This window comes from Rhizobium sp. SG741 (assembly GCF_012275435.1).
Lineage (GTDB): Bacteria > Pseudomonadota > Alphaproteobacteria > Rhizobiales > Rhizobiaceae > Rhizobium > Rhizobium lusitanum.
The window spans coordinates 308,224-334,440 of sequence record NZ_JAAZQP010000003.1 but is presented as its reverse complement, the minus strand read 5'-3'; the positions used below and the strand labels follow the sequence as shown (position 1 = coordinate 334,440).

Sequence of the window (26,217 nt, the reverse complement as noted above, 5' to 3'; positions counted from 1 at the left end):
ATACGGAGGGCCATGGAGAAGAGTTTCAGCGGCGATTGTCTTTCGAAGGAAATAAATTCTCAGGGGAAACGGATGGTGCCGGATGCCACGACATCGCCCGTGGGCTTGCCGGTCGGAGAACCGCCGAAAGGCTCGATACTGACGGCGATGATTGCGCCTTCGGTCAGCTTGCCGTGAAGTTCCTGCGGCAGGACGATTTCGCCTTCGCCGGTCTGCGGCAGCACGCCGAGCGCCTCAGCAGGATCGCTGCCGCGAATGAGCCAGAGCTCCAGCGATTTCTCCTCCGGCTTTCCGGCTGCAACGGGCGTCACCTTCAGCCGCCCGCTGCTGGCGTCATAATCGGCCAGGAGATTGATGGCGCTGTTCTGGCCGGCAAGGGAAGCCGTCAGCTGCTTGCCCGGTACGGACCGGGATATGCCATTGTTTGTGATGGTGAAAACCACCACGCCTGCGGCAAGGAACAATGAACCGAGGGCAACGACGCGCCAGACCAGCAGCGAATTCCAGAGATGAGCGCCCAACGCCGCATCTCCGAAGATACGTCTTTCTATCTTCGGAAAGACCGACTTCGCCGGCGTCACCATTTCGTATTCTTCATTGAACTCCGAAAGGTTCTGCTCCCATCGGCTGACGATCGCGGCAAATTGACGATCGCTGCGCATGCGCCGCTCGACCTTCTGCCGATCCTCCAGCGAGAGTACGCCAAGTACATATTCCCCGGCCAGAACTTCGTCGCGGGAGCGGCCTCCCTTGCTTTGATCGGGTGTACTCATCGGTCCATGCACTCTCTTAATCTGATCAGGCTTCGGCGCAGCCAGGTGCGCATGGTATTCAAAGGCACCGAGTATTGATCGGCGAGTTCCTGGTAGCTCAAGCCTTCGATATAGGCGCTGCGAACCGCCCGCGCGCGATCAGCTTCCAACTCTTCCATGCACCTGTCAATCCGCCTACCCTCTCCCTTCACGATTGCTTGCTCTTCCGGGCCGGGTTCGGTGTCGGCAAGATCGTGTGCGGCGTCGATTTCATCGGCCACAGGCTTGCGGGCACGGACGAAATCGATGGATCGATTGCGGGCGATCGCCGTCAGCCACGGCATTGCAGGCCCTTCCGTTGCGGCGAACTGCTCGGCCCGCTGCCAGATCTTCACGTAAACTTCCTGCAAAACCTCTTCGGCATCCGTCCTGTTGCCAATAATACGCAGGCATACGCCATAGAGTTTCGGGCTGGTACGTTTATAAAGCGTGGTAAAAGCCTTCTGATCACGCATGGCGACGCGGCCGATAAGCCCTTCCGTCTCCTCGTTCGCCATCCGACCCCCGCTTGCTCCACCAAGACCAATCTTTAAGAGAAAAGTCCCGGCTGGCAAGCGCGGTGACGAAATCAATTTCATCAACGCCAGTGTGACACCGAGCAAACTAATCCGGACATCATTATTCCCTCTGTCAGAAACTTGAGATAAAAGGCCGCAAACAATCTCACGGGGTGCACCATGTCCGAATCCCAAAGCGAGCTTCAAGCCAGCCTGCTGGCGCAGGCCCTGCCCTACATGCAACGCTATGAAAACAAGACCATCGTGGTGAAATACGGTGGCCATGCCATGGGCAATGCCGAACTCGGCAAGGCATTTGCCGCCGACATCGCGCTTCTGAAGCAATCGGGCGTCAACCCGATTGTCGTCCACGGCGGCGGGCCGCAGATCGGCGCCATGCTGACGAAGATGGGCATCGAATCGAAATTCGAGGGCGGCCTGCGCGTCACCGATCAAAAGACGGTCGAGATCGTCGAAATGGTGCTGGCTGGCTCGATCAACAAGGAAATCGTCGCGCTGATCAACCAGACGGGCGAATGGGCGATCGGTCTTTGCGGCAAGGACGGCAACATGGTCTTCGCCGAAAAGGCGCACAAGACCATCAAGGATCCGGATTCCAATATCGAGCGCGTGCTCGATCTCGGCTTCGTCGGTGAAGTGGTCGAAGTCGACCGCACGCTGCTCGACCTGCTTGCGAAGTCTGAGATGATCCCCGTCATCGCACCGGTTGCTCCAGGCCGCGACGGCGCGACCTATAACATCAATGCCGACACCTTTGCCGGCGCCATCGCCGGCGCGCTCAGCGCCACGCGCCTGCTCTTCCTGACGGATGTTCCGGGCGTGCTCGACAAGCAGGGCCAGCTCATCAAGGAGCTTTCGGTTTCGCAGGCGCGTGAACTTATGGCCGACGGCACGATTTCCGGCGGCATGATCCCGAAGGTCGAAACCTGCATCGACGCCATCAAGGCCGGTGTTCAGGGCGTCGTCATCCTCAACGGCAAGACGGCTCATTCGGTGCTGCTCGAGATCTTCACCGAGCACGGCGCCGGTACGCTGATCGTCCCCTGAGGAGGGCGACCGCCTCAGAGGACTTCAATTTCGCTCAAGCCGGCCGATAAATTGCTTCGGCCTCGCTTTTCAACATTCCCATGACAGAGCGGTAGGGAGCTGGGCCATAGCTGATGCGGCTGACGCCGAGGCCGGCCATAGTCTCATTGTCGGGCGTCGTCGGACGCACCATGATATTGACCGGCAAGGGAGAGCGTTCGCAGAGGGCTCCGATCAGTTCCGGGTCGACAAGGCCGGGCGCGAAGAAACCGCTGGCGCCCGCCTCGGCGAAAGCATCGACGCGGCTATAGGCTTCATCGAGCAGGATCTGGTGGTGCGCCGTATCGCTTTCCTGAAGGAAAAGATCGGTGCGGGCATTGATGAACAATGGTATTTCCCGCCGATCGGCCATTTCCCGGATGGCGCTGATGCGCGCCGCCTGCAGCTCGATCGGATGGACGCCTTGACCGCCGACCACCTGGTCCTCGAAATTGATACCGATGGCGCCGTGATCCATGATCTTTTCGACATTGGCCGCCACCGCCTCGGGTTCCACCGCATAGCCGCCTTCGAAATCGACTGACAGAGGCAGCGGGCTCGTGACCGAAATCAACCGCGCCGTCACCGCAAGCAGCGACAGTGGTATCGCCTCGCCGTCACCAAAGCCGTTGGCGGCGGCGACAGACCAGCTGCCCGTGGCCAGTGCCTTCGCACCCGCCTCTGTGACCGCCTTGGCCGAACCGGCATCCCAAATGTTGAAAAGGATGAGCGGCTCACCCTTTTTGTGCAGCCGCGCGAATTCCTGCGCCTTTTCCACCTGACTCATCGTATCCCCTCCGAAAAGCCCGGTCGGGCGACTTTCCTCTTCACAACCCCGAAAGAGCGTAAGCTCCCCCTCACTTTGCAAATAGAGCAAAGCCCCGGAATTCAATGGTAAAATCATAGCCGGCATTGGATCGGTCGGCAATGTCGGCGGTATCCCCCATATGGCGTAGCATGAATATTTTCCTTTTCCTCCGATAAGGCGGCATGCCATAAGACGGCCATGAGCCAGACAAAGACGCTATCCGAACCTTCAGATTTTGCCGATATCCGCGAGTGGGTGTTCGATCTCGACAACACGCTCTATCCGCACCATGTCGATCTCTTCGCGCAGATCGACAAGAACATGACGGCCTATGTCTCGGCTCTCCTGCAGATGGAGCGCGAAGACGCGCGCAAGCTGCAGAAGCAATATTATCTCGATCACGGCACGACCCTGCAGGGATTGATGCTCCATCACGGCATCGACCCCAACGATTTCCTGGAGAAGGCGCATGCCATCGACTATTCGGCACTGATGCCGCAGCCGGAGCTGGCCGCCGCCATCAAGGCGCTGCCGGGACGTAAGTTCATCTTCACCAACGGAAGCGTCAAGCACGCCGAGGCGACCGCCGGCGCGCTCGGCATTCTCGACAATTTCGACGACATCTTCGATATCGTGGCGGCAGACTATGTGCCGAAGCCAGCCGGCAGCACCTACGACAAGTTCATGAGCCTCAATCGAGTGGATACGAAGAGGGCCGCGATGTTCGAGGACCTGCCGCGCAACCTCACCGTGCCCAAGGCGCTCGGCATGAAGACAGTGCTGCTCGTGCCCCAAAATCTCGAGACGACCGTCGTCGAATGGTGGGAACGGACGACCGGCGAGGACGATCACATCGACTATGTGACCGACGATCTCACAGCTTTCCTCAAGGCATTGGTTTAACCTTTCTTTAAGACGGGGTTACGAAAGTTTCATCCGCCTTACAGAGGTTTAATTGGTCGTTTTCGGCCGCCCGCCGTATCGTTTGACCATTCCTCGACACGAAAGGAAAAACGATGAACGGGAAAAAAATTCTTCTTGCGGGACTTTCCGCAGCCCTTCTGGTGGGCGCTGGCGCTCAGGCAACCTTCGCGGCACAAGGCGATGAGGCAAGGGGTGGTCACGGCGGTCGCTGGCATGGACCGCACTTTTCGCCGGAAATCGTCTATGTGCGCATGCTGAAGCAATTCGGCCAGCCTGGCGACACCAAGGTCACCAAGGATGAGGTCAAGGCCGGCGTCGACAAGATCTTCGATCAGATCGACACCAACCATGACGGCGAGCTCACGCCCGGCGAGGTGCGCGCCTATCGTCAGGAACGCATCAAGGAATGGAAGGCCGCACACGCCAAGGCCAACGACGATCAGGGCAACAACCAGGCCCAAAACGACCAGGCCAAGGGCGATCAGGCCCAGAACGACAACAAGGGTGACAATGGCCCGCGCCATCACGGACCGCACGGCCGCTTCATGCATGAGGCAGGTCTCATGCGCGGCATGATGCTGTTCCATCGCATCGACAAGGACGAAAACGGCCAGATCAGCAAGCAGGAGGCCGAAGACGCCGCCAGCAAGTTCTTCGACCGCATGGATCGCAACCATGACGGCGTGATCTCGCTGGACGACATGCCGGACCGCCCGCTGCTTTAAGCCGATCGATCGGGCACGACCCTCCACGAAGCACCGTCACGCTTCATGGATCGCGCCCTAAGCGGTACCCCTACGACCGAAGCCCGCCATCGCCATGCGACGGCGGGCTTTCGCTGTTCAATGGCCGTTATCGTGCTCGTAAAAATCCGCGACGATCTTCCAGGCCTCGTCGGCGGTGTCGACGAAGCTGATCAGATTGACGTCATCGGGCGCGATGGTGCCGAATTCGGCGAGTGCCTCGAAATTGATGATGTTGCGCCAGAACTTCTCGCCGAAGAGGATGAGCGGCAGGCGCTCCATGCGGCCGGTCTGGATGAGCGTCAGGCATTCGAACAGTTCGTCAAGTGTGCCGAAACCGCCCGGAAACACCGCGATCGCCTTGGCGCGCACCATGAAGTGCATCTTGCGGATCGCGAAATAATGAAAGTTGAAGCTGAGCTCGGGCGTGACGTAGACGTTCGGCGCCTGCTCGTGCGGCAGGACGATGTTGAGGCCGATCGAAGGAGCGCCCTCTTCGGACGCGCCGCGATTGCCCGCCTCCATTACGCCCGGACCGCCGCCGGTCACCACGACATATTCATGGAAATCGAAGCTCGCCGAATAACGCGAGCAAAGCCGGGCGAACTTGCGCGCTTCCTCATAGTAAACCGATGCGGTCTCGAGGTTGGCACGCTGCACATCGTTGCGCGCGGCCCATGCGTTTGCACCCGGTGCGGGAATGCGCGCGCCGCCGAACATGACGACGGTCGATTTGATGCCGCGTTCGGTCAGATACATTTCGGTCTTCAGCAATTCCAGCTGCAGGCGGATCGGCCGTAACTCCTCACGGCAAAGGAAATCCTCGTCCGCATAGGCGAGCCTGTAGGAAGGCGACATCGACTGCGGCGTACGCGGCACGGATTCGGCTCGCTTCTTGTCCGCCGAGCTCGTCTTCAAGGGATCCCATACCCCGTCCTTGCGCCTCAGCCTGCCGTTCTTCGCCTTGCTCATTGACCATGCCTTTCAAATAGATCATGCCGAGCCGCCCTGTCCGTAGGCAGCAACGGCCGAGCTCAGCATATGCCCCTACAACGCCCCGAATCCAAGCTCAATCGGCGCGGAAAAGACATTCCATTTTTCAAGCCCATGCTGTAGGACCAATCGACCATATCCGGACCTCTATCCGAAAACCACGACAGCTACAGACGTTTTAAGGAATTCCCATGAGCGCTACCGATCTCGCCTCTCTCGAAAAGACCATCGAGGCCGCCTTCGACAATCGCGACAATGTGAACACGTCGACGCGGGGTGAAGTCCGCGACGCCGTGGAGATGGCGCTGAACCTGCTCGACAGCGGCAAGGTCCGCGTGGCCGAACGCGGTGCGGACGGCATCTGGACGGTCAACCAGTGGCTTAAGAAAGCGGTGCTCCTTTCCTTCCGCCTGAACGACATGAAGATCGTCGAAGGCGGCTCGGGCGGCGCGACCTGGTGGGATAAGGTTCCCTCGAAATTCGAAGGCTGGGGCGAGAACCGCTTCCGCGAAGCCGGCTTCCGCGCGGTGCCGAACGCCGTTGTGCGCCACTCCGCCTATATCGCCCCGAACGCCATCCTGATGCCGTCCTTCGTCAATCTCGGCGCCTATGTCGGCGAAGGCACCATGGTCGACACCTGGGCGACCGTCGGTTCCTGCGCGCAGATCGGCAAGCATGTGCATCTGTCCGGCGGCGTCGGCATCGGCGGTGTATTGGAGCCGATGCAGGCCGGCCCGACCATCATCGAGGACAATTGCTTCATCGGCGCACGCTCCGAAGTGGTCGAGGGCTGCATCATCCGCGAAGGATCGGTGCTCGGCATGGGCGTCTTCATCGGCAAGTCGACCAAGATCGTCGACCGCGCCACCGGCGAGATCACCTATGGCGAAGTGCCGCCCTACTCGGTTGTCGTCGCGGGCGCGCTGCCGAGCGGCAACACCATGGCGAACGGCCAGCCGGCCCCCAGCCTCTATTGCGCCGTCATCGTCAAGCGCGTCGATGAAAGGACCCGCTCGAAGACCGGTATCAACGAGCTTCTGCGCGACTGATTGTAAATTCGGGAGCGCGGTCGCCATATCGCGCTCCTCTCACGCTTGCCGGGTAAGCTTGCCCGTGCGATTGCTGGAATCGCGGCAAGGATTTTCGGCCTATCGCCGACCCTTTGCCATCGCTTTGCCATTTCCCGCCGGATAAGTTGCCTCCGATGACTGTTACCGATCCCGTTGCCAACCTGCAAACCCTGATCCGCTGTGCCTCCGTGACGCCGGCCGAGGGCGGCGCGCTGACAGCGCTTGCCGACATGCTGCTGCCGCTCGGCTTCAAAGTCGAGCGCATGACGGCCCGCGAGCCGGGAACGCCCGACATCGAGAATCTTTATGCCCGGCTCGGCACGGAAGGTCCGCATCTGATGTTTGCCGGCCATACGGATGTCGTTCCGGTGGGCGATGCCGCATCCTGGAGCCGTCCACCCTTCGCCGCGGAAATCGCCGATGGCGAGCTCTTCGGCCGCGGCGCCGTCGACATGAAGGGCGGCATTGCCTGCTTCGCGGCGGCCGTGGCGCGCCATATCGAGAAGCACGGGCCACCTGCGGGCTCGATCTCCTTCCTGATCACCGGCGACGAAGAAGGCCCGGCGATCAATGGCACGGTCAAGCTGCTGCAATGGGCGGCCGAGCGCGGCGAGCAATGGGATGCGTCCCTCGTCGGCGAGCCGACCAATCCGGACCAGCTTGGCGACATGATCAAGATCGGCCGGCGCGGCTCGATTTCCGGCTTCATTACCGTTCACGGCGTTCAAGGCCATGCCGCCTATCCGCATCTCGCCGATAACCCGGTGCGCAGTATCCTCAAGCTGACCGAAGCGCTGCTTGACCCGCCTTTCGACGCCGGCACGGACAATTTCCAGCCGTCGAACCTCGAGGTGACGAGCATCGATGTCGGCAATGCCGCCACCAACGTCATCGCCGCCAAGGCAACCGCAGCCTTCAACATCCGCTTCAACGATACCTGGACGGTCGATACGCTGAAGGCGGAAATCCTTGCGCGCCTGGATGCGGCCGCGGCCGACCAGACGCTGCGCCCCGGACGTCCGCCAGCCAGATACGACATCACCTGGTCCGAGCGTCCGAGCCAGGTCTTCCTGACGCGCAACAATGCGCTGATCGCTTCGCTCTCTTCGGCGGTCGAAAACGTCACCGGCCTGAGGCCGGCGCTCTCGACGACCGGCGGCACCTCGGATGCCCGCTATATCAAGGACTATTGCCCCGTCGTCGAATTCGGCCTGGTCGGTCAGACCATGCACATGGTCGACGAGCGCGTGGCGCTATCGGATCTCGAAACGCTGACCGAGATCTATGAGACCTTCATCCAGCGCTGGTTCGAGAATGCCGACCTTTAAGGAAGTCCAATATTATCTGTCCGGCCTCTGGCTGCTGATCCGGATGGATGCGCGCGGCTTCCAGTATCTCGACATATCGGATCGCGGCATGCTGCGCTCCTTCTGGGCCGTCTTCTGGAGCCTGCCGTCGATCGGCATTTCCTGGCTCTGGTGGCAGCAGGCCTACCTGACGGCCATGCCGCCCGAAACATCGACCGGCATCGCGTTCTTCCTGCGGCTGGCGCTGGTCGAAGCGGCGAACTGGCTGATACCACCCATTCTCGCCGGCGTGCTGCTTCTGGTCTTCCGCTTCGGCGACAAGTTTGCGCCGATCGTCGTTACCGTGAATTGGCTTTTCGTACCGGCAAACTATCTGAACGCGCTGCTCCTCGCATTGATCGTCTTTGTCCCCGGCTCGAAGGGTCTGGCAGCACTTCTATCGCTGGTGCTGACAATGGCAATCATCTTTGCGCTGGCGCGCATCCTCAGAATGATCTGCGGCACTCACCCGCTCTTCATCGGCACGCTGACGCTGGTGTTGCTGATCCCGAGCATGCTACTGACGGATTTCCTGCAACGCTTCCTCGGCGTCTATCCGCCGGTGTGAAGCTGGTCGTGATCGAACCGCCGCAGTCGTCAGGAATCGTCATCCGGCAACGGCATCGCAGGCGCCCCATCATCCCGATAATCCACCTGCATGAAATAGAGCCCGTCCGGCGGGGCAACGGGGCCGCATGCCTTGCGGTCTCGCGCCTCAAGAGCGCCACGCACATCGTCGGGCGTCCACTTGCCCTCGCCCGCAAGCTTCAACGTTCCGGCAAAGGAGCGGATCTGATTGTGGAGGAAGCTCTGCGCCGTAGCGCGGATCTCGATCAGCTCGCCATGGCGCGTGACATCAAGCCGGTCGAGCGTACGCACCGGGCTGTTTGCCTGGCAATGCACGGAACGAAAGGTCGTGAAGTCGTGCCGGCCGACCAAAGTCTGCGCCGCGGCATGCATGACCTCGTGATCCATGTCCTTCGCCACCCACCAGGCGCGCCCGGCCTCCAGCGCCAAGGGCGCGCGGCGCGTGATGATGCGATAGAGATAATGTCGGCGGATGGCCGAGAAGCGCGCATCGAAGCGGGCGTCGACCTCCGCGATATCGAGAATGGCGACACGTTCGCCCGCCTGCCTCAGATGGGCATTCAGCGCATTGCGCAGGGTATAGGGCTTCCACTCCTTGGTCAGGTCGGCATGCATGACCTGGCCCATGGCATGGACGCCGGAATCGGTACGCCCGGCGCCGCGGATGGAGACCGTCTCCGCCGTCAGTGACAGGATGGCGCCTTCGATCGCCCCTTGCACGGAGGGACCGTTGTCCTGACGCTGCCAGCCGACATAGGGGGTGCCGTCATATTCGACGGTCATTCTGTAGCGCGGCATCAGGTCCGCTCCGCGGCGAGCACGGTGCCTGGCGCGATCGGCGTACCACGCAGGAAATCGGCCGATGCCAGAGGCTTGCCGCCGGCCTTCTGCAGCTTCGTCAGCCGCACGGCACCGGAGGCGCAAGCAATGACAAGATCATCGGTCAAGACGCTGCCGGGCGCTCCGCTTCCCTCGGCCAGTTCCGAGCCGAGCACCTTTATCCGCTCCGGCCGACCGGCAATCTCGGCCTCGAACCAGGCGCCGGGGAAAGGCGAGAGGCCCCGAATATGATTGTGCACCTCCACCGAGGATTTGTCGAAATCGATGCGCGTTTCACCCTTGTCAATCTTGGCGGCATAGAGGACGCCTTCATCCGGCTGGGCGGTCAGCGGTAGTTCGTCATGCTCCAGCTTGTTCATGGCCTCTGCCATCGCCTTCGCGCCGACCAGCATCAGCCTGTCGTGGAGTTCGCCTGATGTCATGGTCGCGCCGATCTCGACTTCGCGCGTCAGGGCAACAGGGCCGGTGTCGAGGCCCTTGTCCATCTTCATCACCATCATGCCGGTCTTGCTATCACCAGCCATGATCGCACGCTGGATAGGCGCCGCTCCACGCCAGCGCGGCAGCAGCGAAGCATGGCCATTGTAGCAGCCGAGCCGCGTGCCGGTCAGAATGGCTTCCGGCAGCAGCAGGCCATAGGCCACGACCACAGCAACATCGGCATCCAAATCGCGAAACCGCTGGCGCTCGTCAGGATCCCTAAAGTTGACGGGCGTAAAGACAGGCAGGCCCAGCAATTCCGCAGCCTGATGCACCGGCGATTTCTGCAGGTCCAGCCCGCGCCGGCCGCCTGGGCGCGGCGGCTGCGTATACACGGCACGAATCTTGTGCCCGGCATCGATCAAGGACCGCAACGTCGGCACGGAGAATTCGGGCGTTCCCATGAAAATGATGCTGAGCGACATGCGATCCATCCGGCTAAGAAATCGAGTTTCGCGTGATCTGCCCCAAAGACGCGCCGCGCTATCGGGGGACCAAACGCTAGCCGTCTTCAAACGGGTTTATGAGCTTGAGATCAAGCCCCTCGAAGTCTTTTGTGTTGCGCGTCGCCAATGTCGCGCCGTGCGCAAGGCAGATAGCGGCGATCATGGCATCCTTTGTTTCCATTCGCCGTCCAACTTTGTGACGTCGGGCGGAAACTATTCCATACTGATGCGCCGCACTGCTGGAAAACCCGAGGACGCGGCCGGAAAACTCAGCCTCTATCGCTTCCAATTGCACAATCAATGCCGCCTTGCGCTTCCCGTCTGCCAATAGCTCCAGACCAAATCGGATCTCACCCACGGTAATGGTCGTTAGGAAAATGGTTTCGACAGCGAAACCATCGAGCCAAAGCAATATCCGATCGCTATGCAACCGCCCTTGAAGTTCGGATACGACATTGGTGTCGAGCACAATCATCCGAAGTACCTCAAGATAGAATCACTCAAATCGCGGCGGTTCACGATCTGGAGCGTGCCGAAAGGCGGCGATTGCATCGATCTCTTCTCCGCTCAGCTTCTCTCCGCCAAGAATGGTTCTCAGCCGTTGCCCTGCGGAACTGTTGGAATCCTCCTGGCGCCCAAGCGACTGGCGCAACAGATCAATCGCTTCATCGGAAAGGCTACGGCCATGCCGGTTGGCGTTTGCCTGCAATTGCTTTTTCAGCGTGTCGTCAATGCCGCGAATTAAAAGATCACTCATCCGCACCTCTGTATGATATCAATGATATCATATGTGCGTCAGCCCAATCTTTCAATAACCGCAGATCAAAGAGCCTTGGCCTTGGCGGCCTTGGTGAATTTCTTGATCACCATCTCGCGCTTGAGGCGGGAAATATAGTCGATGAACAGCACACCGTTCAGGTGGTCGATCTCGTGCTGCACGCAGGTCGCGAGCAGGCCGTGGGCCTCGGTGAGCTGCTCCTTGCCGTCGCGGTCGAGATACTTGACGGTGACGCGGGCCGGGCGTTCCACTTCCGCATAGTAGTCCGGAATGGAAAGGCAGCCCTCTTCATAAACCGAACGATCGTCCGACGAGGCGACGATTTCCGGATTTATGAAAACCAGCGGCGTCTTCTCTTCGCCCTCGCGCGACACGTCGATAACAAGCATGCGGCGCGGAACGCCGATCTGGACAGCGGCAAGGCCGATGCCCGGCGCGTCATACATGGTTTCCAACATATCGTCAGCGAGGCGCTGAGTTTCAGTATCGATGCGCTCGATAGGCTTGGAAGCCTGGCGGAGCAGCGGATCGGGTAAAATGATAAGTGGCTTGATCGTCATGACTTTTCCCATAACGCATCTTGTTGTGCGATGGAATCGCCAAGATGGCCGTATCGAGGTGTTTTTTCAACGACGCCGACCCAGGCCGGAATAAGCTGGCGGAAAATCTTGTTCACGTTTTGATCTAGCTATTCACGGCGGTTTTGTTATGGTGTCGGTAAGAATTCCACAAGCATACTCGGTTCCATGTCCTTCATCATCTTCGGCCAAGCCATCTCCACGATCCAGGTTCTGACCGGTCTCGTCATCCTGCTCATGCTCGCCGTCATCATCCTGATGATGCGCGGAAGGGGGCGGTCCGAGGACGACATGCTGGAATCCGAGCACAACATGGCGACGCTTTTGCGGGCGCAGGCAGAGATGCAAGGCCGGCTCGCCACCATGGCCGAAGTGTTCGGCTCGCGGCAGGCGGAGCTCAACCAGGCCATCGGCCAGCGTCTGGACGGCATGTCGCAGCGCGTGACGGCGACGATCGGCGAGCAGACACGGTCGACGCACGAAAACCTGCGCCGCCTGCAGGAGCGGCTCGCCGTCATCGACGCAGCCCAGACCAATATCCAAACGCTGGCAAAGGACGTGGTCGGCCTGCAGGCCATCCTCTCCAACAAGCAGACGCGCGGCGCTTTCGGCCAGGCACGCATGGAAACGATCGTCGCCGATGGATTGCCCATGGGCGCCTATTCTTTCCAGCCGACCCTGTCGAATGGCTCGCGGCCGGACTGCACTATTCGCATGCCGAATGGCTCGCCGCCGCTGGTCATCGATGCCAAGTTTCCGCTCGAAGCCTGGAACGCCATTCGCGCCGCCGCCAATCCTGAGCACGGCAAGATCGCCGGACAGCAGTTCCGCCGCGATCTGGAACTGCATATCCGCGACATAGCCGAGAAATATCTCATTCCGGGCGAGACGCAGGACACGGCCTTCCTGTTCGTCCCCTCCGAATCGATCTTCGCCGAGATCCACGAGAATTTCGAGGCGATCGTGCAGAAGGCTCAGCGCGCGCGCATCGTCATCGTCTCGCCGTCGCTGCTGATGCTGTCGATCCAGGTCATACAGGCCGTGCTGAAGGATCAGCGCATGCGCGAGCAGGCGCATGTCATCCAAAGCGAGGTGGCACATCTGATGGACGATCTCTCGCGCCTGGACGAACGGGTGCGCAAGCTCCAGGGGCACTTCGCCATGGCGCAGAAGGATGTCGACATGATCGTCACCTCGGCCGACAAGCTGGCAAGGCGCGGCGAGAGAATAGAGGCCCTGGAATTCGAGACCGCGAAAGAACCAGCAAAGACGCGTGTGGAGGACAGGCCGAAGCCGACCGACAACCGCACCAGCCAACTCAAGCTGAGGGTGGTTGACGAGGACTGATCGCTTCGGGCAGTGTCGCGCCAAATCGGCGCGTGATCCCAAAAGACTGAAGGCAGCCTTCGGGCAGGATCATGCAAAATCAACACCCAGGGCAGGATATCGCATGATCACCATTTTCGGCTCCATCAACATGGACCTCATCGCCACGACAGATCGTCTGCCGAAGCCGGGCGAAACCGTCGCCGGCAACAGTTTTTCCACCGCCGCCGGCGGCAAGGGCGCCAATCAGGCGCTGGCCGCGCGGCGCGCCGGCGCAACGGTCCGCTTGAGCGGTGCGGTCGGCAATGACGGCTTCGCAGAGCCTGCCCTCGCGCTGCTTGACGCTGCCGGCACCGATCTTTCCACCACCCGGCGCGTCTCGGAACCGACCGGCACAGCCCTGATCCTCGTGGGCGGCGACGGCGAGAACATGATCGCCGTCGTACCCGGCGCCAACGGCACGAATACGGCCGAACACGCAGCAGCGGCTGTCGCCGCGCTGAACCCCGGCGATACGCTGATGCTTCAATTCGAAATCCCCGTTGCCGCGGTCGAGACAGCGTTGATTTCAGCAAAGTCCAAGGGCGTGCGCACCGTGCTCAATCTCGCTCCTCTGATCCCGGAGGCAGCGCGCCTCGGGCGGCTCGCCGATATCGTCATCGCCAACGAGACGGAATTCGAGAGACTGGCCGGCCAGGACAACATGTCGGGAGCGGAACGCGAGGCAGCGCTCGTCCGCCTGCATGCCGAAACCGGGCAAACGCTGATCGTGACGCTCGGCGGCGACGGCGTCATCGCCATCCGCGATGGCGAGGTTTCACGCGCCAAGGGTCTGGTCATCGAGCCTGTCGATACGGTCGGCGCCGGCGATACGTTCTGCGGCTATTTTGCCGCAAGCCTCGACCAGGGCATGGACTTTCACGCCAGCCTCCGCCGCGCCGCCGTCGCCGGTTCGCTCGCCTGCCTCAAGGCGGGTGCACAGCCTTCCATTCCAGTTGCCAGCGAAGTCGAAGAACGGCTCTAACGGCTGGAATTCGTAAGCATCGGGAAGTGTAATTAATTAAATTTTTGCGCTTCGGTATCATTCTCCTCTGGCCTGACGTCCAAGCCTTCCGGCTGCGGCAGGTATTCTCACGGCGGCCCCATGACAGGGCCATCCTGCGCCGACTTTGCATCTGGATAATGCCTATCCGACGCATCGCTTTTTCGAGGAAATGATGTTCATCTTTCGTATGAAGTCGCTTGCGGCCAAGCTGATCTTGGTCACGGGGCTGGCGATAGCACTCGTCTTGCTGGTTTCCAATTTTCTGCTGATTTCCCAGACTCGCGATCGCGTCGAGACTCTGACGATGGATCAGGCCAATACCGAGGCCAAGTCCATTTCCAACGAAATTGCCGCCAATGTCGGCGAGATGGCCAGCGCCGCCCGTTCCATGGCCGGCATCATCGGCCGTGGCCACGAAGGTCATTCCTTCGACCGCAAGGGTATCATCAACATCCTCAAGGCGAATGTCGAGCAGAATGCGTTTGCCTTCGGCAGCTGGTTCTGCGAGCAGCTCGGCGCCATCGACGGCAAGACGACGGAGCTTGCCAACAACAAGGATCAAGCCGTCAACGACAAGGGCGCCTTTACGCCCTATTGGTCCAAGACCAAGGATGGCGGCATCCAGTTCTCCACTTTCGATAACGACTACACGGCACCTTGGTGGAAGCTCGCCGCCGAAAGCGGCAAGGGTGCAATCACTCCGCCCTATCTCGCCCAAGGTACCGATGTTCCGACGACCATGAGCTCGATCGCCTATCCGGTGATGTCTGGCGGCAAGCTGATCGGCGTCGCAGGCGTCGACATTTCTCTCGGCTCGCTTTCCACAAAGCTGCAGAAGATGCAGCCGTTCGGTTCCGGTCGCGTCCTGCTGGTGTCCCAGGACAACAAGTGGCTGGTCGCGCCGACTGCGGGCCTGCTGATGAAGGATTATAGCGGTGCAGGCGCGGATATCATCAAGGCGGCGCTGACCTCCTCTTCAGCGAGCATCCTGAAGAACCTGTCGGACAATGGCGGCGAGGAATTCGACCGCGTTGTCTATCCCTTCGCCGTTCCGGGCCTCAACGCCACCTGGGTCGTTCTCATCGACGTGCCGCATAGCGCGATCGCAGCGCCCGTGCGTGATCAGACCTATACGATGATCGTGGCCGGTATTCTTGTACTCGTCGCCGTCATGCTGGCTCTCTATGCCGCCGTTCGCGGCTTTGTACAGACGCCGCTCGCCAGCCTTGTGGCCAGCGTCAAGGGCCTCAGCGCCGGCAATTACGCAGAACCGGTTGCCGGTCAGGCGCGGGCCGACGAGGTCGGTTCGGTTGCCAAGGCGCTGGAAGGTTTCCGCTTCGCGCTTGCCAACACAAAGCTTCTGGAAGGTGAAGCCAACGATCAGCGTCTGGCTGCCGAAGGCGAACGCCGCCGCTCGGAAACCGAACGCAACGAGAGCGTCGCTCTGCAGCGTCATATTGTCGGTATTCTTGGCCACAGCCTTGCGGAGCTTTCGAAGGGCAATCTCAGCCATCGGATTACCGACGATTTCCCCGGCGAATACGTCCAGCTCAAGCAGGATTTCAACGGCGCCCTCGCCAGCCTCGAAGAGACCGTGCAAACGGTCAATCTCAGCGTCGGCAACATCGGCAGCGGTACCGGCGAAATCAGCAACAGCGCATCGGACCTTGCCCGACGCACCGAGCAGCAGGCGGCAAGCCTCGAGGAAACGGCTGCGGCCCTCAACGAGCTTACCGCACAGGTCAACTCCAGCGCCGAAAACGCCCGCACGGCCGCCAGCAGCGTCAACGCCGCATCAGAGGATGCCGGACGCTCCGGCGAGATCGTGCAGAAGGCCATCGCCTCCATGCACGGTATCGAACAATCCTCGCAGGAAGTCTCGCGCATCATCGGCGTGATCGACGAGATTGCTTTCCAGACCAACCTGCTTGCCCTCAACGCGGGCGTCGAAGCCGCGCGCGCGGGCGAAGCAGGCAAGGGCTTTGCGGTCGTCGCCCAGGAAGTCCGCGAACTGGCGCAACGCTCGGCCAATGCCGCCAAGGAGATCAAGACGCTGATCAACACCTCGGCCGGACAGGTCAAGGAAGGCGTCGATCTGGTCGGCCGCGCCGGCAACGCCCTGCACAAGATCGCCGAGCAGGTGATGGAGATCAACGGCCTCATCCGCCAGATCTCCGCCTCCGCAAGCGAACAGGCCATCGGGCTGAAGGAGATCAATTCGGCCATGAACCAGATGGACCAGGTGACGCAGCAGAACGCCGCGATGGTCGAGGAGACCACCGCCTCAAGCGTGACGCTTGCCGAGGAAGCCCAGACCCTGAAGACATTGGTCGCGCGCTTCCGCACCTCCTACGGCACCCAGGACAATGCCGGCGCATTGCGAGCGGCAGCACAGCAGATGCGGGCGCCCGTCTCTGCCCGCAGGGCCTCGCCTGCGCCCGCACCGGTACGCAAACCACGTCCGCAGACCCAGGGCGCCAATGCCCTGGCACAGGACGCATGGGAAGAATTCTAAGCCGGGTTAACTCAGCAACCGAAAAGGCCGCCGGAGCGATCCGGCGGCCTTTTTTCTTGCTCGCGCATCAGATGCGGGCGAAGCGTTCCGTCAACAGCGCAAAGAAGCCGTCAGCATCGACATCGCGCATGACCTTGGCATTCTGCTTGCGATCGGTGACGCCCCACCAGTCGACCACGGTCATGCCGACGGTCAGCTCGGATGTCACCTCGATCTCGACATTGCAATCGCGGCCCTTGAACAGCTCTGGCTTTAGGAGATAGGCGATCACGGTCGGATCGTGCAGCGGACCGCCATCCGAACCGTATTTCTCGATATCGAAGCGTTCGAAGAACTCCAGCATCTCGACCATGGCCTTGGCGGGTGGAGTCCCGAGGGCGGCGATGCGAGCGACGCGATCCTTGCGCGTCAGCAGCTTGTGCGTGACGTCGAGCGGCATCATGACGATGGGCACGCCGGCGCGGAAAACGATATCCGCCGCTTCGGGATCGACGTAAATGTTGAATTCCGCCGCCGGCGTGATGTTGCCGCCCTCGAAAAAGCCGCCGCCCATCATCACCAGCTCGCGCACGCGTCCGACGATGTCGGGCGCCTTCTGGAAGGCCAGCGCGATATTGGTCAGCGGGCCGAGCGTGCAGAGCGTGACCGTACCCTCGGGCTGGCCGCGCAGCGTGTCGATAATGAAATCGACGGCATGGCCCGGCTGCAACTCCATGGTCGGCTCGGGCAGATCCGGACCGTCGAGGCCGGTCTTGCCGTGCACATGTTCGGCGGTGACCAGCTTGCGCTTGATCGGCGCGTCGGCACCGGCGAAAACCTTCACATCGCGGCGGTTGCAGAGCTCGCAGATGATGCGGCCGTTGCGGCTCGTCAGCCGCAGCGGCACATTGCCGGCGACCGTCGTTATGCCGAGCACCTCGATCTCGTCGCGGCTGCCGAAAGCAAGCAGAATCGCGGCAGCATCGTCCTGACCGGGATCGGTATCGATGATGATTTTTCTAGGTTCGGTCATGTTTGTAACTTTCCTCCGGTGCAGATCGACGGGCTTTGATGCGAGTCCGATCAGGCTTTGTCAAGACATTCGGAAGCGCGCCGAAAGCCGATATTTCGCGACGGAATTCGATCTCGCAAATGCGAAGACACGATGCCTTGCACTCATTGGCGCGTAATCCCATATTAACGGCAACCGGGTGCTGAAGATCAGGTCCGGAACAGTCGCTTGACACCAAGGACTTGAAACGATGAGCCGGACGACGCCTTTTGCCAGCCCCCTGCTTCTGGGGTTCGACACCATGGAAAAGACACTGGAGCGGATTTCCAAGGCCAGTGACGGTTATCCTCCCTACAATATCGAGCGCATGCAGGCCGACCGTCTCTCGGGCGAGCCGGAGCGTCTGCGCATTACGCTTGCAGTTGCCGGTTTTTCGGAGGACGAACTTGATGTCACAACGGAAGAGAACCAACTTCTGATCCGCGGGCGTCAGATTGAACAGGGGGAGCGCGACTATCTTTATCGCGGCATCGCGGCCCGGCAGTTCCAGCGCGTCTTCGTCCTTGCCGACGGCATGCAGGTCCTTGGCGCCGTTCTGAAGAATGGGCTTCTCTCCGTCGATCTCATTCGGCCGGAACCGGATCGCATAGTAAAGAAAATTAACATTTCGGTCTCACAGTAAGACAACGGCTCACTGCCGTTGGTCCCTCATACTGGAGGTACGAACATGCTTTTGAAAGAAGCTAACGCCCGCCTAACCGAATCCGAGCTTGCCAATATCGGCACCGGCGAAGTCGCCTACATCAGAAAGATGGATTGGAACGAAGTCTCCCGTTGCTTCCCCGAGGCGCCTGATATCGATCCCGATGTCGACCTCTGGGCTCTCTTCGGTGCCGACGGCACGCCGATCCTGCTGACGGACAATCGCTCCAGCACCTTCTATCGCGCTGCCGAGGACGAACTCAAGACGGTCAGCCTGCACTGACAGATCACGCCGCCTGACGGTGAGCTTCACCGTTCGCACAGGACTGTGCTCTACACCGGCCAACATCGTGGCGCATGTGTATTCGAGCCAGTGGCCGCATGTGGCTGTCCTGGCGCAATAGCGCCTGTTTCAATCCGACATTTTTTGCCGACTTCTTACCCTTGACGGCTGCAATCAGACCCTTTCGAAGGTCAGATAGGCCGAAGACCGCCCTTCGCGCCGGGCTTTTGCCTCATAGCGCGTGCTCGGCCATCCCTCGTAAGGCGTCAGCCAATCGGCGGCATTCCGCGCAGTCCATTCGAACCCGCCATGCGCATGGCAGTGCTGCAGCGTCCAATTGACATATGTGTCTATGTCGGAAGCGAAGCAGAACAACGCGCCCGGCTTCAGCACGCGATGGAAACGGGAGAGATTCACCTGCGAGACGAAGCGTCGTTTCCAATGCTTCTTCTTCGGCCAGGGATCGGGATAGAGCAGATCGATCTGGTCCAGGCAGCCGTCCGGGAGCCAGTCCAACAGCTGTGTTGCGTCATCATTGTAGACGCGGAGATTGCGCGCACCGGTCTCGTCGACACGCGCAAGCAGCTTCTGCATCGAATTGACAAATGGTTCGACGCCGATAAAGCCGGTGGCCGGCTGTTCCAGTGCCCTGTGAATCAGATGCTCGCCGCCACCGAAGCCGATCTCCAGGCGCAGACGCTCGGTCGGCACCGGGAAAAGGTCATTCAGCGGCTGCGGCGCCGGAGCGGAAAGATCGACGAGGTATCGCGGCAGCAATACCTCCAGCTTCTCGGCCTGCTGGCCACGCAAGGCTTTACCCTTGCGCCGGCCGAAGAATGCTTCCGTCGCCCGCGATCGGCGAGCGACGTCGATCATGCGGCTTCCCGCACCTTCACAGCTTCCTTGAGAGCCTTCACCAAATCCGTGCGCTCCCAGGAGAAGGAGCCGTCGCGGCCGGCCTTGCGGCCGAAATGGCCATAGGCCGAGGTCTTCGCATAGATCGGCTTGTTGAGGTCGAGATGCCGGCGGATGCCCGTCGGTGAAAGATCCATGCTCTTGCGGATGGCTGCTTCGACATCGTCTTCGCTGACACCCTTGCCCGTGCCGTGCAGGTCGACATAAATCGACAACGGCTGGGCGACGCCGATGGCGTAGGACAGCTGGATCGTGCAACGATCGGCAAGGCTGGCGGCCACGACGTTCTTTGCAAGGTAGCGCGCTGCATAAGCGGCGGAACGGTCGACCTTGGTGGTGTCCTTGCCGGAGAAGGCACCGCCGCCGTGCGGTGCTGCACCGCCGTAGGTGTCGACGATGATCTTGCGGCCGGTGAGGCCTGCGTCGCCGTCCGGACCGCCGATGACGAACTTGCCGGTCGGATTGATGTACCACTTGCAATCATGCGCGATCTTCAGGTCGCCAAGCGCTTCGCGGATATAGGGCTCGACGACGGCGCGAACCTTCTTCGAATCCCAGCTGTCGTCAAGATGCTGGGTGGACAGCACGATCGAGGTCACTTCAGCGGGCTTGCCGTCGACGTAGCGGACCGTCACCTGGCTCTTGGCGTCCGGGCCGAGCTTTGCGACATCGCCGTCGCCCTTCTTGCGGGCGGTGGCGAGCAGCTGCAGGATCCTGTGCGAATAGTAGATCGGCGCCGGCATGAGATCCGGCGTTTCGCGGCAGGCGTAGCCAAACATGATGCCCTGGTCGCCCGCACCTTCGTCACCCTGCTGGTCGGAGGCGTTGTCAACGCCCTGGGCGATGTCGGCGGACTGCGAATGCAGGAGCACGTCGATGCGAGCCTTCTTCCAGTGGAAGCCGTCCTGCTCGTAGCCGATATCCTTGATGGCGCGGCGAGCCGCAGCCTTGAACTTCGAGGGATTGATGACGTCGTTGCCGTCCTTGTCCTTCTTCATCAGGCTCGGCGGCAGACGAACTTCGCCGGCGATGACGACGCGGTTGGTGGTGGCAAGGGTCTCGCAGGCAATGCGCACGCCCCAAGGGTTCACGCCGGTCTTTGCGGCCTCGCGGTAAACCAGATCGACGATTTCGTCGGAGATACGATCACAAACTTTATCCGGGTGACCTTCGGCAACAGACTCACTCGTAAACAGATAATTCGCGCGCATACGGGATTCCCCTCAAAGAACAAATCTCTACATTTGATAGTCGCCTCCGGCTCGAAAAACAAGTCGCACAAGGACATAAATATATCTTTATATCCCGGCTGAAGTGGTAAAATTTTGCCATAAATACGGAAGAGGCGGCCAAAATGGCCGCCTCTCGACTTAACGATACCGGTGCTGTCCCCAAAGGTCTATTCGGCGTCCGCCTCAGCAGCGAGCGCCTTGACCAGCTCGACCACCTTGCGGCGGACCTTGCCGTCCGAAATCTTCACGAAGGCGCGATTGAGCTGCAGACCCTCGGAGGAAGACAGGAAATCGACGACATAATTGGAACTGGACGCCTCGGCCATGCCGCCGGTGCTGGTGTTATGCTCGCCTGGGGCATCCTCGAAGAAGAAGGAAACCGGGACATTGAGAATACTGGAAATATTCTGGAGACGGCTTGCCCCGACGCGGTTAGTGCCCTTCTCGTACTTCTGGATCTGCTGAAACGTAATTCCGAGGCTTTCGCCGAGCTTCTCCTGGCTCATGCCAAGCATGGTGCGGCGGAGGCGTATGCGGCTTCCGACATGAATGTCGATGGGGTTCGGCTTTTTTTTGTTCTCAATCATCATATTACCCTAACATAGGTTGAATTCAGGCCCTTGCCACCCGGTACCCTTCACCACCCCTATAACGCCACGTTGCAGCCGACGCCCCCAAGGCCTCCAGTTTACGTTCAAAAAGGCGGACACCAAGCACTATGCAATTTTAGGGTTTTTTGGTCAATTCACCCTTGAAATAAAACCCATGCGTGAAATCAGCGCGATTATGCCGCCTATACCCGTAATCAACCAGAAGTATACTTTTCGTGCTCCGTCGTCGATACCCGATGGGGTTGCACCACCCAAAGTCGCGTCTATGAAGCCCTGCTGATTATAATCGATTCCGGAGAGCACACGCCCATGCGGATCGACAAAGGCCGAGATGCCGGTATTGGCACTGCGAATCAGCGGCAGTCCCTGCTCCACCGCCCTTACCCTTGCCTGCAGGAAATGCTGATAAGGCCCCGGCGTGTCGCCGAACCAGCCATCATTCGTGACGTTCAATATCGCGTCGGCCTGCCGGATTTCCGGCGTCATCTCGTTCGGGAAGATGATTTCGTAACAAATCAGTGGATAAAGCTTGATGCCATCAGGCAAAGTCAGCAACTGCCGCTTCGTGGCCGCGGAAAATCCTCCCGGCAATTCCACGACGTTCTCGATACCGAGATAGCTCAGGATACTTTCAAAGGGCACATATTCGCCGAAGGGCACGAGATGGGTCTTGTCGGATGCGCCGATGATCTGGCCGCGGCCGTCGATGACATAGATCGAATTATAATAGCGCGGCGCAGCGCCAGGGCCCATGTCCTCGACGCGAACCGCGCCGGTGATCAGGATCTGATCGTCGTCGAGCTGGTCCGCGATGCGGGCAAGCGCATCACGATTGTCGGTCAGGATGAAGGGCACGGCGGTTTCCGGCCAGACGATGATATCGGGGCGCTTGCCGCCATTGGCCGGCGGCTGCACCGAGAGAGCCAGGTGCCTGTCGAAGACGGCGGCGCGGTCTGCATCCGAGTCCATCTTGGTTTCCTGATCGATGGACGGCTGGACGATGCGCACGACGGTTGCCGCCTTGCCGCCCGCTGACGGCGCATCCGGCAGGCTCAGTGCATAGTATCCGTAACCGAAATCGGCGGCGGCGAGGAGCACGGCCAGCGCCATCCCTGGCACCCGGCCCTGACGCGTTCCGAGCAGGGCCGGCGCGGCGAAGACGAAGACGGCAAGCACGGTGACGCCAAGCACGCCGACCACATGCGCCGACTGCATCATCAGCGGAATGGGCATGGCGCCATAACCGATGGCATTCCAGGGAAAGCCGGTAAAGAGAAAGCTCCGCAACCACTCCAGCAGACCGAAGCTGAAGGCGAGCGCCGCGATGCGTCCCATGCCGTCGGACCACAAAATCCGAGCAAGCACGGTCGCCACGCCATAAAAGATCGCCAGGAAGGCCGGCAGGCCGAGGATTGCCAGCGGCAGCGCCCAGGCAAACTCATCGGCGTCGATCAGCAGCGCGTGGCCAAGCCACCACAGACCGGCGACGAAATAGCCGAAACCGAACAGCCAACCGGTGAAGAAGGCCGGCCATAGCCGGCCTAAAAGCCCGCTATCAGGGCCGGCAGCGACGCCGTCGAGCAGCCAGACCAGCAGCGTAAAGGAGACGAACATGGCGGCAAAGAAGCCGAAGGGCGGCAGCGCCAGCACGCCGAAGGCACCAGCCAGAATGGCAAGCAGCGCACGTTTAAAACCCCAGACGAGGATCACCCTGCCCGAAAGCCATTCCATGCGCCAGCTCCGTCCAACCGCGAATCAACTGGCCGCAGTCTTTCAAAAAAGCAGCGGTTTGTCCCGCCGAGGCGCCATTTATTGGCTGGCGCTGTTGCGCTCGGCCGAAGTTTCCTCGGCGATTGCCTCCGGTGACGGCAGGCCGCGCTCGGTCACGCCGGCTTCGCCCTCTGCCTTGATCGGGCGACGGCGTGCGGCATGCCGCTTGCGCGTGATGCGCACCCGCTTGATGCGGCGTGGATCGGCATCGAGAATGTGGAATTCGAAGCCCGGCAGCGCCTGTACGAGCTCGCCACGCACGGGAATGCGGCCGAGCGCTGAGAAGATCAGGCCGCCGAGCGTATCCACTTCGTCCACCTGTTCGGCGATATCGAAATCCGGGCCGATCGCCTCGGCGATCTCCTCCAGTTCGACGCGGGCGTCGGCCACGAAAACGTCCTCGGAAACGCGTTTGAACATCACCTCGTCATCGTCGTGCTCATCGTCGATGTCGCCGACGACCATCTCGACGATATCCTCATGCGAGGCCAGGCCGTCCGTACCGCCATATTCGTCGATGACCAGCGCCATCTGCGTGCGGTTGACCTGCATGCGGCGCAAGAGGTCGGAGGCCAGCATGGACGGCGGCACGAACAGGATCTTGCGGATGATGCCGGCGTCCGCCAACGTTTTCTGCAGATCGACGCGCGAGAGATCGAAATTGGGCTTGGCCGAGCGCGGCGCCTTTTCTGCCGCAGCAGTCACACCTGTCGCGGACCCGGCAGCCTTGGCTGTACCGCTCCGGCGCTTGTTGCGAGCCTGCTTGGCGACATAGGACAGGAGGTCGCGAATATGCACCATGCCGCGCGGATCATCCAGCGTATCGGCATAGACAGGCATGCGCGAGCGGCCGCTCTCCTCGAACAGGATCATCAGCTCGCCGATGGTGATGTTCTGATCCACTGCCTCGATGTCGGCGCGCGGCACCATGACGTCTTCGACGCGCACCTCGCGGAAGCGAAGGATGTTGTGCAACATCGCCCGCTCATCCGGGGAAAAGGCATCGTCACCCGTCGCGTTGGTCATCAACGCGTCGGCGAGATCCTCGCGCAGCCGGGCGGAGTCCTGTGCCGGGCGCAGAATGCGCGCAGCACGCGCCCAGAATGAAGATTGGGATCGCTTGCCGTTGCTACTACTGCCAACCTCGTCGGAGGAGGCCGTATCGGCGCCGTCTTTGGCCTCGGGGGCCGATCTTGTCGTAAAGTCGCTCATTGTTCCTGGTCAGACAGGGTTCAAATCAAATGGGGTCCTGTCCCGCATAGGGGTCAGATAGGCCAAGCTCCGCCAAAATGCGAGTCTCCAGCCCCTCCATTCTTTCGGCCTCGCTATTATTCATATGGTCGTAGCCGAAGAGATGCAAGAAACCATGCACCATCAAATGGGTCAGATGGTCGTCAAAACTCTTTTCGAGGTCGATCGCCTCGCGCTCCACCGTCTCCCTGGCGATGATGATATCGCCGAGCATGGGGCCGGGCTTGCCGCCGGGCTGCAGCGGAAAGGCGGGAAAGGAAAGTACGTTCGTCGCCTTGTCCTGTGAGCGCCATTCGGCGTTGATCTCGCGGATCGAGGCGTCGTCGGTGAACACCAGCGACAATTCGGGCGCCATCTTCGGAAAGGGCTGCTTCTCGTGTTTCCTAAGGTAGTTCGCGGCTACTTCCAGCACACGCCCGGCGAGCGGCTGCAATACCTCTTCGGAGGGCCAAGCGCCCTCCTCCACACTGATCTGTATGTCGAGTTCGGCCATGAGCTTGTGCGCCGCAGATCAAATCTGCGGAGCGCCTTCCTCTGCCTGTGCGGCATAGGTCGAGTCATAGGCCCGAACGATGCGCCCCACCAGCGGGTGACGGACGACGTCGATATCCTTGAAGCGGATGATGCTGATGCCCTCGACGCCGTTGAGCAGCTGCAACGCTTCCACCAGGCCGGACTTGATGCCGCGCGGCAAGTCGATCTGGCTCGGATCGCCCGTGATGATCATCCGCGAATTCTCGCCGAGGCGGGTCAGGAACATCTTCATCTGCATCGACGTCGTGTTCTGCGCCTCGTCGAGGATGACGGCGGCGTTGGCGAGCGTGCGGCCGCGCATGAAGGCAAGCGGCGCGATCTCGATGACGCCTGCGGTGATGGCACGTTCGACCTTGTCGCCCGGCATCATGTCGTAGAGCGCGTCATAAAGCGGACGCAGATAAGGATCGACCTTCTCCTTCATGTCGCCGGGCAGGAAGCCGAGGCGCTCACCGGCCTCGACGGCCGGCCGCGACAGGATGATCTTCTCCACGGCGCCGCGCTCCAGAAGCTGGGCAGCGTGCGCAACGGCGAGATAGGTCTTGCCTGTGCCGGCGGGGCCGGCGCCGAAGACCATCTCGGACCGCTCCAGGGCGCGCAGATAGGCATCCTGGGTCGGCGTGCGAGCGATGATCGTCTTCTTGCGCGTCGAAACCTGCGCCATCGTCAACTTGGCTTTTCTCTCCATGGTCGGCAGCGTCAATTGGTCATCGGCGGCAACCGCCATGCGGATTGCCCCTTCTACGTCGGAACGCTCTACATTGCCGCCTTTTTGCAGCTTGTCATAGAGATAATCGAGCGTGCGGCGCGCCTGATTGGTGGCCGGCACATCGCCTGTTATGACGACCGAATTGCCGCGGGCGCGGGCATCGATGCCGAGACGTTCCTCAAGCAGCTTCAAGTTCTGATCGAACTGTCCGAAGAGTTCGCTGGCGAACCTATTGTTCTCGAACGTCAGGATGAAGTGATTGGCGTCGCTCGCGGTGCGGGGCTGGCGCGATGAAGAAGAAACCAATTCCTGTCCGTTCAAGCGGTGTGGCTCCTTGTGCCCGT

Annotated in this window: 28 protein-coding genes; 11 read left to right on the top strand and 17 right to left on the bottom strand. The window is 60.8% G+C overall.

Annotated features, from left to right (window positions below):
- Nucleotides 1–59: 59 nt before the first annotated feature.
- Both FHT29_RS10080 and FHT29_RS10075 read right to left on the bottom strand, forming a co-directional pair.
- The gene (locus tag FHT29_RS10080) at nucleotides 60–773 is read right to left on the bottom strand and encodes an anti-sigma factor (protein ID WP_037203060.1); all 714 of its coding nucleotides are present in this window, start codon (nucleotides 771–773) and stop codon (nucleotides 60–62) included.
- Nucleotides 770–1,309 carry a sigma-70 family RNA polymerase sigma factor gene (locus FHT29_RS10075; protein ID WP_168599686.1) on the bottom strand — a complete coding sequence of 180 codons (540 nt, stop codon included), beginning with the start codon at nucleotides 1,307–1,309 and terminating at the stop codon, nucleotides 770–772. The genes FHT29_RS10080 and FHT29_RS10075 overlap by 4 nt, the downstream gene beginning before the upstream one ends.
- Before the next feature lie 180 nt (nucleotides 1,310–1,489).
- On the opposite strand from FHT29_RS10075, the gene argB reads away from it, so the two are divergent.
- On the top strand, nucleotides 1,490–2,377 hold the full coding sequence (gene argB / locus FHT29_RS10070) for an acetylglutamate kinase (RefSeq protein ID WP_037203058.1): 888 nt from the start codon (nucleotides 1,490–1,492) through the stop codon (nucleotides 2,375–2,377).
- Between the two features lie 34 nt (nucleotides 2,378–2,411).
- Here the strand turns inward: argB and FHT29_RS10065 are convergent, their stop codons facing one another.
- Entirely contained in the window at nucleotides 2,412–3,182 is a 771-nt protein-coding gene (locus tag FHT29_RS10065) for an isocitrate lyase/phosphoenolpyruvate mutase family protein (protein ID WP_168599629.1), read from the bottom strand.
- 219 nt (nucleotides 3,183–3,401) lie between these two features.
- Between FHT29_RS10065 and FHT29_RS10060 the strand changes: the two genes are divergently transcribed.
- On the top strand, nucleotides 3,402–4,106 hold the full coding sequence (locus FHT29_RS10060) for a pyrimidine 5'-nucleotidase (protein WP_168599628.1): 705 nt from the start codon (nucleotides 3,402–3,404) through the stop codon (nucleotides 4,104–4,106).
- A gap of 113 nt (nucleotides 4,107–4,219) precedes the next feature.
- Entirely contained in the window at nucleotides 4,220–4,852 is a 633-nt protein-coding gene (locus tag FHT29_RS10055; protein WP_047556177.1) for an EF-hand domain-containing protein, read from the top strand.
- Nucleotides 4,853–4,969: 117 nt separating this feature from the next.
- Here the strand turns inward: FHT29_RS10055 and FHT29_RS10050 are convergent, their stop codons facing one another.
- A complete protein-coding gene (locus FHT29_RS10050) occupies nucleotides 4,970–5,842 on the bottom strand; it encodes an LOG family protein (protein ID WP_037203054.1) in 873 nt (290 codons plus the stop codon).
- 212 nt (nucleotides 5,843–6,054) lie between these two features.
- On the opposite strand from FHT29_RS10050, the gene dapD reads away from it, so the two are divergent.
- From dapD to FHT29_RS10035, 3 genes are all read left to right on the top strand, one after another.
- Nucleotides 6,055–6,912: a 2,3,4,5-tetrahydropyridine-2,6-dicarboxylate N-succinyltransferase gene (gene dapD / locus FHT29_RS10045; RefSeq protein WP_037203053.1), complete on the top strand. Its 858-nt coding sequence runs from the start codon at nucleotides 6,055–6,057 to the stop codon at nucleotides 6,910–6,912.
- 155 nt (nucleotides 6,913–7,067) lie between these two features.
- The gene (dapE, locus tag FHT29_RS10040; protein WP_047556179.1) at nucleotides 7,068–8,261 is read left to right on the top strand and encodes a succinyl-diaminopimelate desuccinylase; all 1,194 of its coding nucleotides are present in this window, start codon (nucleotides 7,068–7,070) and stop codon (nucleotides 8,259–8,261) included.
- Nucleotides 8,248–8,847, top strand: a complete 600-nt coding sequence (locus FHT29_RS10035; protein WP_047556181.1) for a hypothetical protein — start codon at nucleotides 8,248–8,250, stop codon at nucleotides 8,845–8,847. Before dapE ends, FHT29_RS10035 begins: the two co-directional genes overlap by 14 nt.
- Nucleotides 8,848–8,876: 29 nt before the next feature.
- On the opposite strand, the gene truA is transcribed toward FHT29_RS10035, so the two are convergent.
- The 5 genes from truA to def form a co-directional block, all read right to left on the bottom strand.
- Complete coding sequence (gene truA, locus FHT29_RS10030) at nucleotides 8,877–9,665, bottom strand: tRNA pseudouridine(38-40) synthase TruA (RefSeq protein ID WP_047556186.1); 789 nt, start codon at nucleotides 9,663–9,665, stop codon at nucleotides 8,877–8,879.
- Complete coding sequence (gene fmt, locus FHT29_RS10025; protein ID WP_047556403.1) at nucleotides 9,665–10,612, bottom strand: methionyl-tRNA formyltransferase; 948 nt, start codon at nucleotides 10,610–10,612, stop codon at nucleotides 9,665–9,667. Before fmt ends, truA begins: the two co-directional genes overlap by 1 nt.
- 76 nt (nucleotides 10,613–10,688) lie before the next feature.
- Complete coding sequence (locus tag FHT29_RS10020; RefSeq protein WP_047556188.1) at nucleotides 10,689–11,108, bottom strand: type II toxin-antitoxin system VapC family toxin; 420 nt, start codon at nucleotides 11,106–11,108, stop codon at nucleotides 10,689–10,691.
- A 21-nt stretch (nucleotides 11,109–11,129) separates the two neighbouring features.
- Nucleotides 11,130–11,390 (bottom strand): plasmid stabilization protein, encoded by a 261-nt coding sequence (locus FHT29_RS10015; protein WP_080760509.1) that lies wholly within the window; start codon nucleotides 11,388–11,390, stop codon nucleotides 11,130–11,132.
- A gap of 65 nt (nucleotides 11,391–11,455) precedes the next feature.
- Nucleotides 11,456–11,971 (bottom strand): peptide deformylase, encoded by a 516-nt coding sequence (def, locus tag FHT29_RS10010; RefSeq protein WP_037203047.1) that lies wholly within the window; start codon nucleotides 11,969–11,971, stop codon nucleotides 11,456–11,458.
- 186 nt (nucleotides 11,972–12,157) lie between these two features.
- On the opposite strand from def, the gene FHT29_RS10005 reads away from it, so the two are divergent.
- The 3 genes from FHT29_RS10005 (at nucleotide 12,158) to FHT29_RS09995 (ending at nucleotide 16,875) form a co-directional block, all read left to right on the top strand.
- Complete coding sequence (locus tag FHT29_RS10005; protein WP_047556192.1) at nucleotides 12,158–13,336, top strand: DNA recombination protein RmuC; 1,179 nt, start codon at nucleotides 12,158–12,160, stop codon at nucleotides 13,334–13,336.
- A gap of 103 nt (nucleotides 13,337–13,439) precedes the next feature.
- Entirely contained in the window at nucleotides 13,440–14,339 is a 900-nt protein-coding gene (locus FHT29_RS10000) for a ribokinase (RefSeq protein ID WP_047556194.1), read from the top strand.
- 193 nt (nucleotides 14,340–14,532) lie between these two features.
- Nucleotides 14,533–16,875 (top strand): methyl-accepting chemotaxis protein, encoded by a 2,343-nt coding sequence (locus FHT29_RS09995; RefSeq protein WP_047556404.1) that lies wholly within the window; start codon nucleotides 14,533–14,535, stop codon nucleotides 16,873–16,875.
- A 67-nt stretch (nucleotides 16,876–16,942) separates the two neighbouring features.
- Here FHT29_RS09995 and FHT29_RS09990 read toward each other — a convergent pair whose 3' ends face one another.
- Nucleotides 16,943–17,887 (bottom strand): nucleoside hydrolase, encoded by a 945-nt coding sequence (locus FHT29_RS09990; protein ID WP_047556196.1) that lies wholly within the window; start codon nucleotides 17,885–17,887, stop codon nucleotides 16,943–16,945.
- Nucleotides 17,888–18,116: 229 nt separating this feature from the next.
- Here FHT29_RS09990 and FHT29_RS09985 point away from each other — a divergent pair, with 229 nt between their 5' ends.
- Together FHT29_RS09985 and FHT29_RS09980 are read left to right on the top strand one after the other, a co-directional pair.
- Nucleotides 18,117–18,548 (top strand): Hsp20 family protein, encoded by a 432-nt coding sequence (locus tag FHT29_RS09985; protein ID WP_037203043.1) that lies wholly within the window; start codon nucleotides 18,117–18,119, stop codon nucleotides 18,546–18,548.
- 45 nt (nucleotides 18,549–18,593) lie between these two features.
- Nucleotides 18,594–18,851 carry a DUF1150 family protein gene (locus tag FHT29_RS09980; RefSeq protein ID WP_037203042.1) on the top strand — a complete coding sequence of 86 codons (258 nt, stop codon included), beginning with the start codon at nucleotides 18,594–18,596 and terminating at the stop codon, nucleotides 18,849–18,851.
- A 174-nt stretch (nucleotides 18,852–19,025) separates the two neighbouring features.
- Here FHT29_RS09980 and FHT29_RS09975 read toward each other — a convergent pair whose 3' ends face one another.
- The 7 genes from FHT29_RS09975 to FHT29_RS09945 form a co-directional block, all read right to left on the bottom strand.
- Nucleotides 19,026–19,727 (bottom strand): tRNA (guanosine(46)-N(7))-methyltransferase TrmB, encoded by a 702-nt coding sequence (locus tag FHT29_RS09975; protein WP_037203041.1) that lies wholly within the window; start codon nucleotides 19,725–19,727, stop codon nucleotides 19,026–19,028.
- A complete protein-coding gene (gene metK / locus FHT29_RS09970; protein ID WP_037203038.1) occupies nucleotides 19,724–20,977 on the bottom strand; it encodes a methionine adenosyltransferase in 1,254 nt (417 codons plus the stop codon). The genes FHT29_RS09975 and metK overlap by 4 nt, the downstream gene beginning before the upstream one ends.
- Before the next feature lie 188 nt (nucleotides 20,978–21,165).
- Nucleotides 21,166–21,585, bottom strand: a complete 420-nt coding sequence (locus FHT29_RS09965; protein WP_037203317.1) for a helix-turn-helix domain-containing protein — start codon at nucleotides 21,583–21,585, stop codon at nucleotides 21,166–21,168.
- A 153-nt stretch (nucleotides 21,586–21,738) separates the two neighbouring features.
- Entirely contained in the window at nucleotides 21,739–23,340 is a 1,602-nt protein-coding gene (lnt, locus tag FHT29_RS09960; protein ID WP_047556198.1) for an apolipoprotein N-acyltransferase, read from the bottom strand.
- A gap of 78 nt (nucleotides 23,341–23,418) precedes the next feature.
- A complete protein-coding gene (locus FHT29_RS09955) occupies nucleotides 23,419–24,591 on the bottom strand; it encodes a hemolysin family protein (protein WP_047556199.1) in 1,173 nt (390 codons plus the stop codon).
- Nucleotides 24,592–24,616: 25 nt separating this feature from the next.
- Nucleotides 24,617–25,123 carry an rRNA maturation RNase YbeY gene (gene ybeY, locus FHT29_RS09950; protein WP_047556201.1) on the bottom strand — a complete coding sequence of 169 codons (507 nt, stop codon included), beginning with the start codon at nucleotides 25,121–25,123 and terminating at the stop codon, nucleotides 24,617–24,619.
- 18 nt (nucleotides 25,124–25,141) lie between these two features.
- Nucleotides 25,142–26,194, bottom strand: a complete 1,053-nt coding sequence (locus FHT29_RS09945; RefSeq protein ID WP_037203030.1) for a PhoH family protein — start codon at nucleotides 26,192–26,194, stop codon at nucleotides 25,142–25,144.
- Between the last annotated feature and the right edge of the window lie 23 nt (nucleotides 26,195–26,217).

Bases quoted from the DNA above. Each gene is read 5' to 3' on its own strand.
- FHT29_RS10075 (WP_168599686.1), bottom strand. From the start codon at position 1,309: ATGGCGAACGAGGAGACGGAAGGGCTTATCGGCCGCGTCGCCATGCGT.
- FHT29_RS09985 (WP_037203043.1), top strand. From the start codon at position 18,117: ATGAGCCGGACGACGCCTTTTGCCAGCCCCCTGCTTCTGGGGTTCGAC.
- FHT29_RS09990 (WP_047556196.1), bottom strand. From the start codon at position 17,887: ATGACCGAACCTAGAAAAATCATCATCGATACCGATCCCGGTCAGGAC.
- FHT29_RS10005 (WP_047556192.1), top strand. From the start codon at position 12,158: ATGTCCTTCATCATCTTCGGCCAAGCCATCTCCACGATCCAGGTTCTG.
- FHT29_RS10035 (WP_047556181.1), top strand. From the start codon at position 8,248: ATGCCGACCTTTAAGGAAGTCCAATATTATCTGTCCGGCCTCTGGCTG.
- metK (WP_037203038.1), bottom strand. From the start codon at position 20,977: ATGCGCGCGAATTATCTGTTTACGAGTGAGTCTGTTGCCGAAGGTCAC.
- lnt (WP_047556198.1), bottom strand. From the start codon at position 23,340: ATGGAATGGCTTTCGGGCAGGGTGATCCTCGTCTGGGGTTTTAAACGT.
- truA (WP_047556186.1), bottom strand. From the start codon at position 9,665: ATGCCGCGCTACAGAATGACCGTCGAATATGACGGCACCCCCTATGTC.
- FHT29_RS09995 (WP_047556404.1), top strand. From the start codon at position 14,533: ATGTTCATCTTTCGTATGAAGTCGCTTGCGGCCAAGCTGATCTTGGTC.
- def (WP_037203047.1), bottom strand. From the start codon at position 11,971: ATGACGATCAAGCCACTTATCATTTTACCCGATCCGCTGCTCCGCCAG.
- FHT29_RS10065 (WP_168599629.1), bottom strand. From the start codon at position 3,182: ATGAGTCAGGTGGAAAAGGCGCAGGAATTCGCGCGGCTGCACAAAAAG.
- FHT29_RS10080 (WP_037203060.1), bottom strand. From the start codon at position 773: ATGAGTACACCCGATCAAAGCAAGGGAGGCCGCTCCCGCGACGAAGTT.
- dapE (WP_047556179.1), top strand. From the start codon at position 7,068: ATGACTGTTACCGATCCCGTTGCCAACCTGCAAACCCTGATCCGCTGT.
- FHT29_RS09965 (WP_037203317.1), bottom strand. From the start codon at position 21,585: ATGATTGAGAACAAAAAAAAGCCGAACCCCATCGACATTCATGTCGGA.
- argB (WP_037203058.1), top strand. From the start codon at position 1,490: ATGTCCGAATCCCAAAGCGAGCTTCAAGCCAGCCTGCTGGCGCAGGCC.
- FHT29_RS10020 (WP_047556188.1), bottom strand. From the start codon at position 11,108: ATGATTGTGCTCGACACCAATGTCGTATCCGAACTTCAAGGGCGGTTG.
- FHT29_RS10050 (WP_037203054.1), bottom strand. From the start codon at position 5,842: ATGAGCAAGGCGAAGAACGGCAGGCTGAGGCGCAAGGACGGGGTATGG.
- FHT29_RS10055 (WP_047556177.1), top strand. From the start codon at position 4,220: ATGAACGGGAAAAAAATTCTTCTTGCGGGACTTTCCGCAGCCCTTCTG.
- fmt (WP_047556403.1), bottom strand. From the start codon at position 10,612: ATGTCGCTCAGCATCATTTTCATGGGAACGCCCGAATTCTCCGTGCCG.
- FHT29_RS09980 (WP_037203042.1), top strand. From the start codon at position 18,594: ATGCTTTTGAAAGAAGCTAACGCCCGCCTAACCGAATCCGAGCTTGCC.
- FHT29_RS10015 (WP_080760509.1), bottom strand. From the start codon at position 11,390: ATGAGTGATCTTTTAATTCGCGGCATTGACGACACGCTGAAAAAGCAA.
- FHT29_RS10060 (WP_168599628.1), top strand. From the start codon at position 3,402: ATGAGCCAGACAAAGACGCTATCCGAACCTTCAGATTTTGCCGATATC.
- dapD (WP_037203053.1), top strand. From the start codon at position 6,055: ATGAGCGCTACCGATCTCGCCTCTCTCGAAAAGACCATCGAGGCCGCC.
- FHT29_RS10000 (WP_047556194.1), top strand. From the start codon at position 13,440: ATGATCACCATTTTCGGCTCCATCAACATGGACCTCATCGCCACGACA.
- FHT29_RS09975 (WP_037203041.1), bottom strand. From the start codon at position 19,727: ATGATCGACGTCGCTCGCCGATCGCGGGCGACGGAAGCATTCTTCGGC.
- FHT29_RS09955 (WP_047556199.1), bottom strand. From the start codon at position 24,591: ATGAGCGACTTTACGACAAGATCGGCCCCCGAGGCCAAAGACGGCGCC.
- ybeY (WP_047556201.1), bottom strand. From the start codon at position 25,123: ATGGCCGAACTCGACATACAGATCAGTGTGGAGGAGGGCGCTTGGCCC.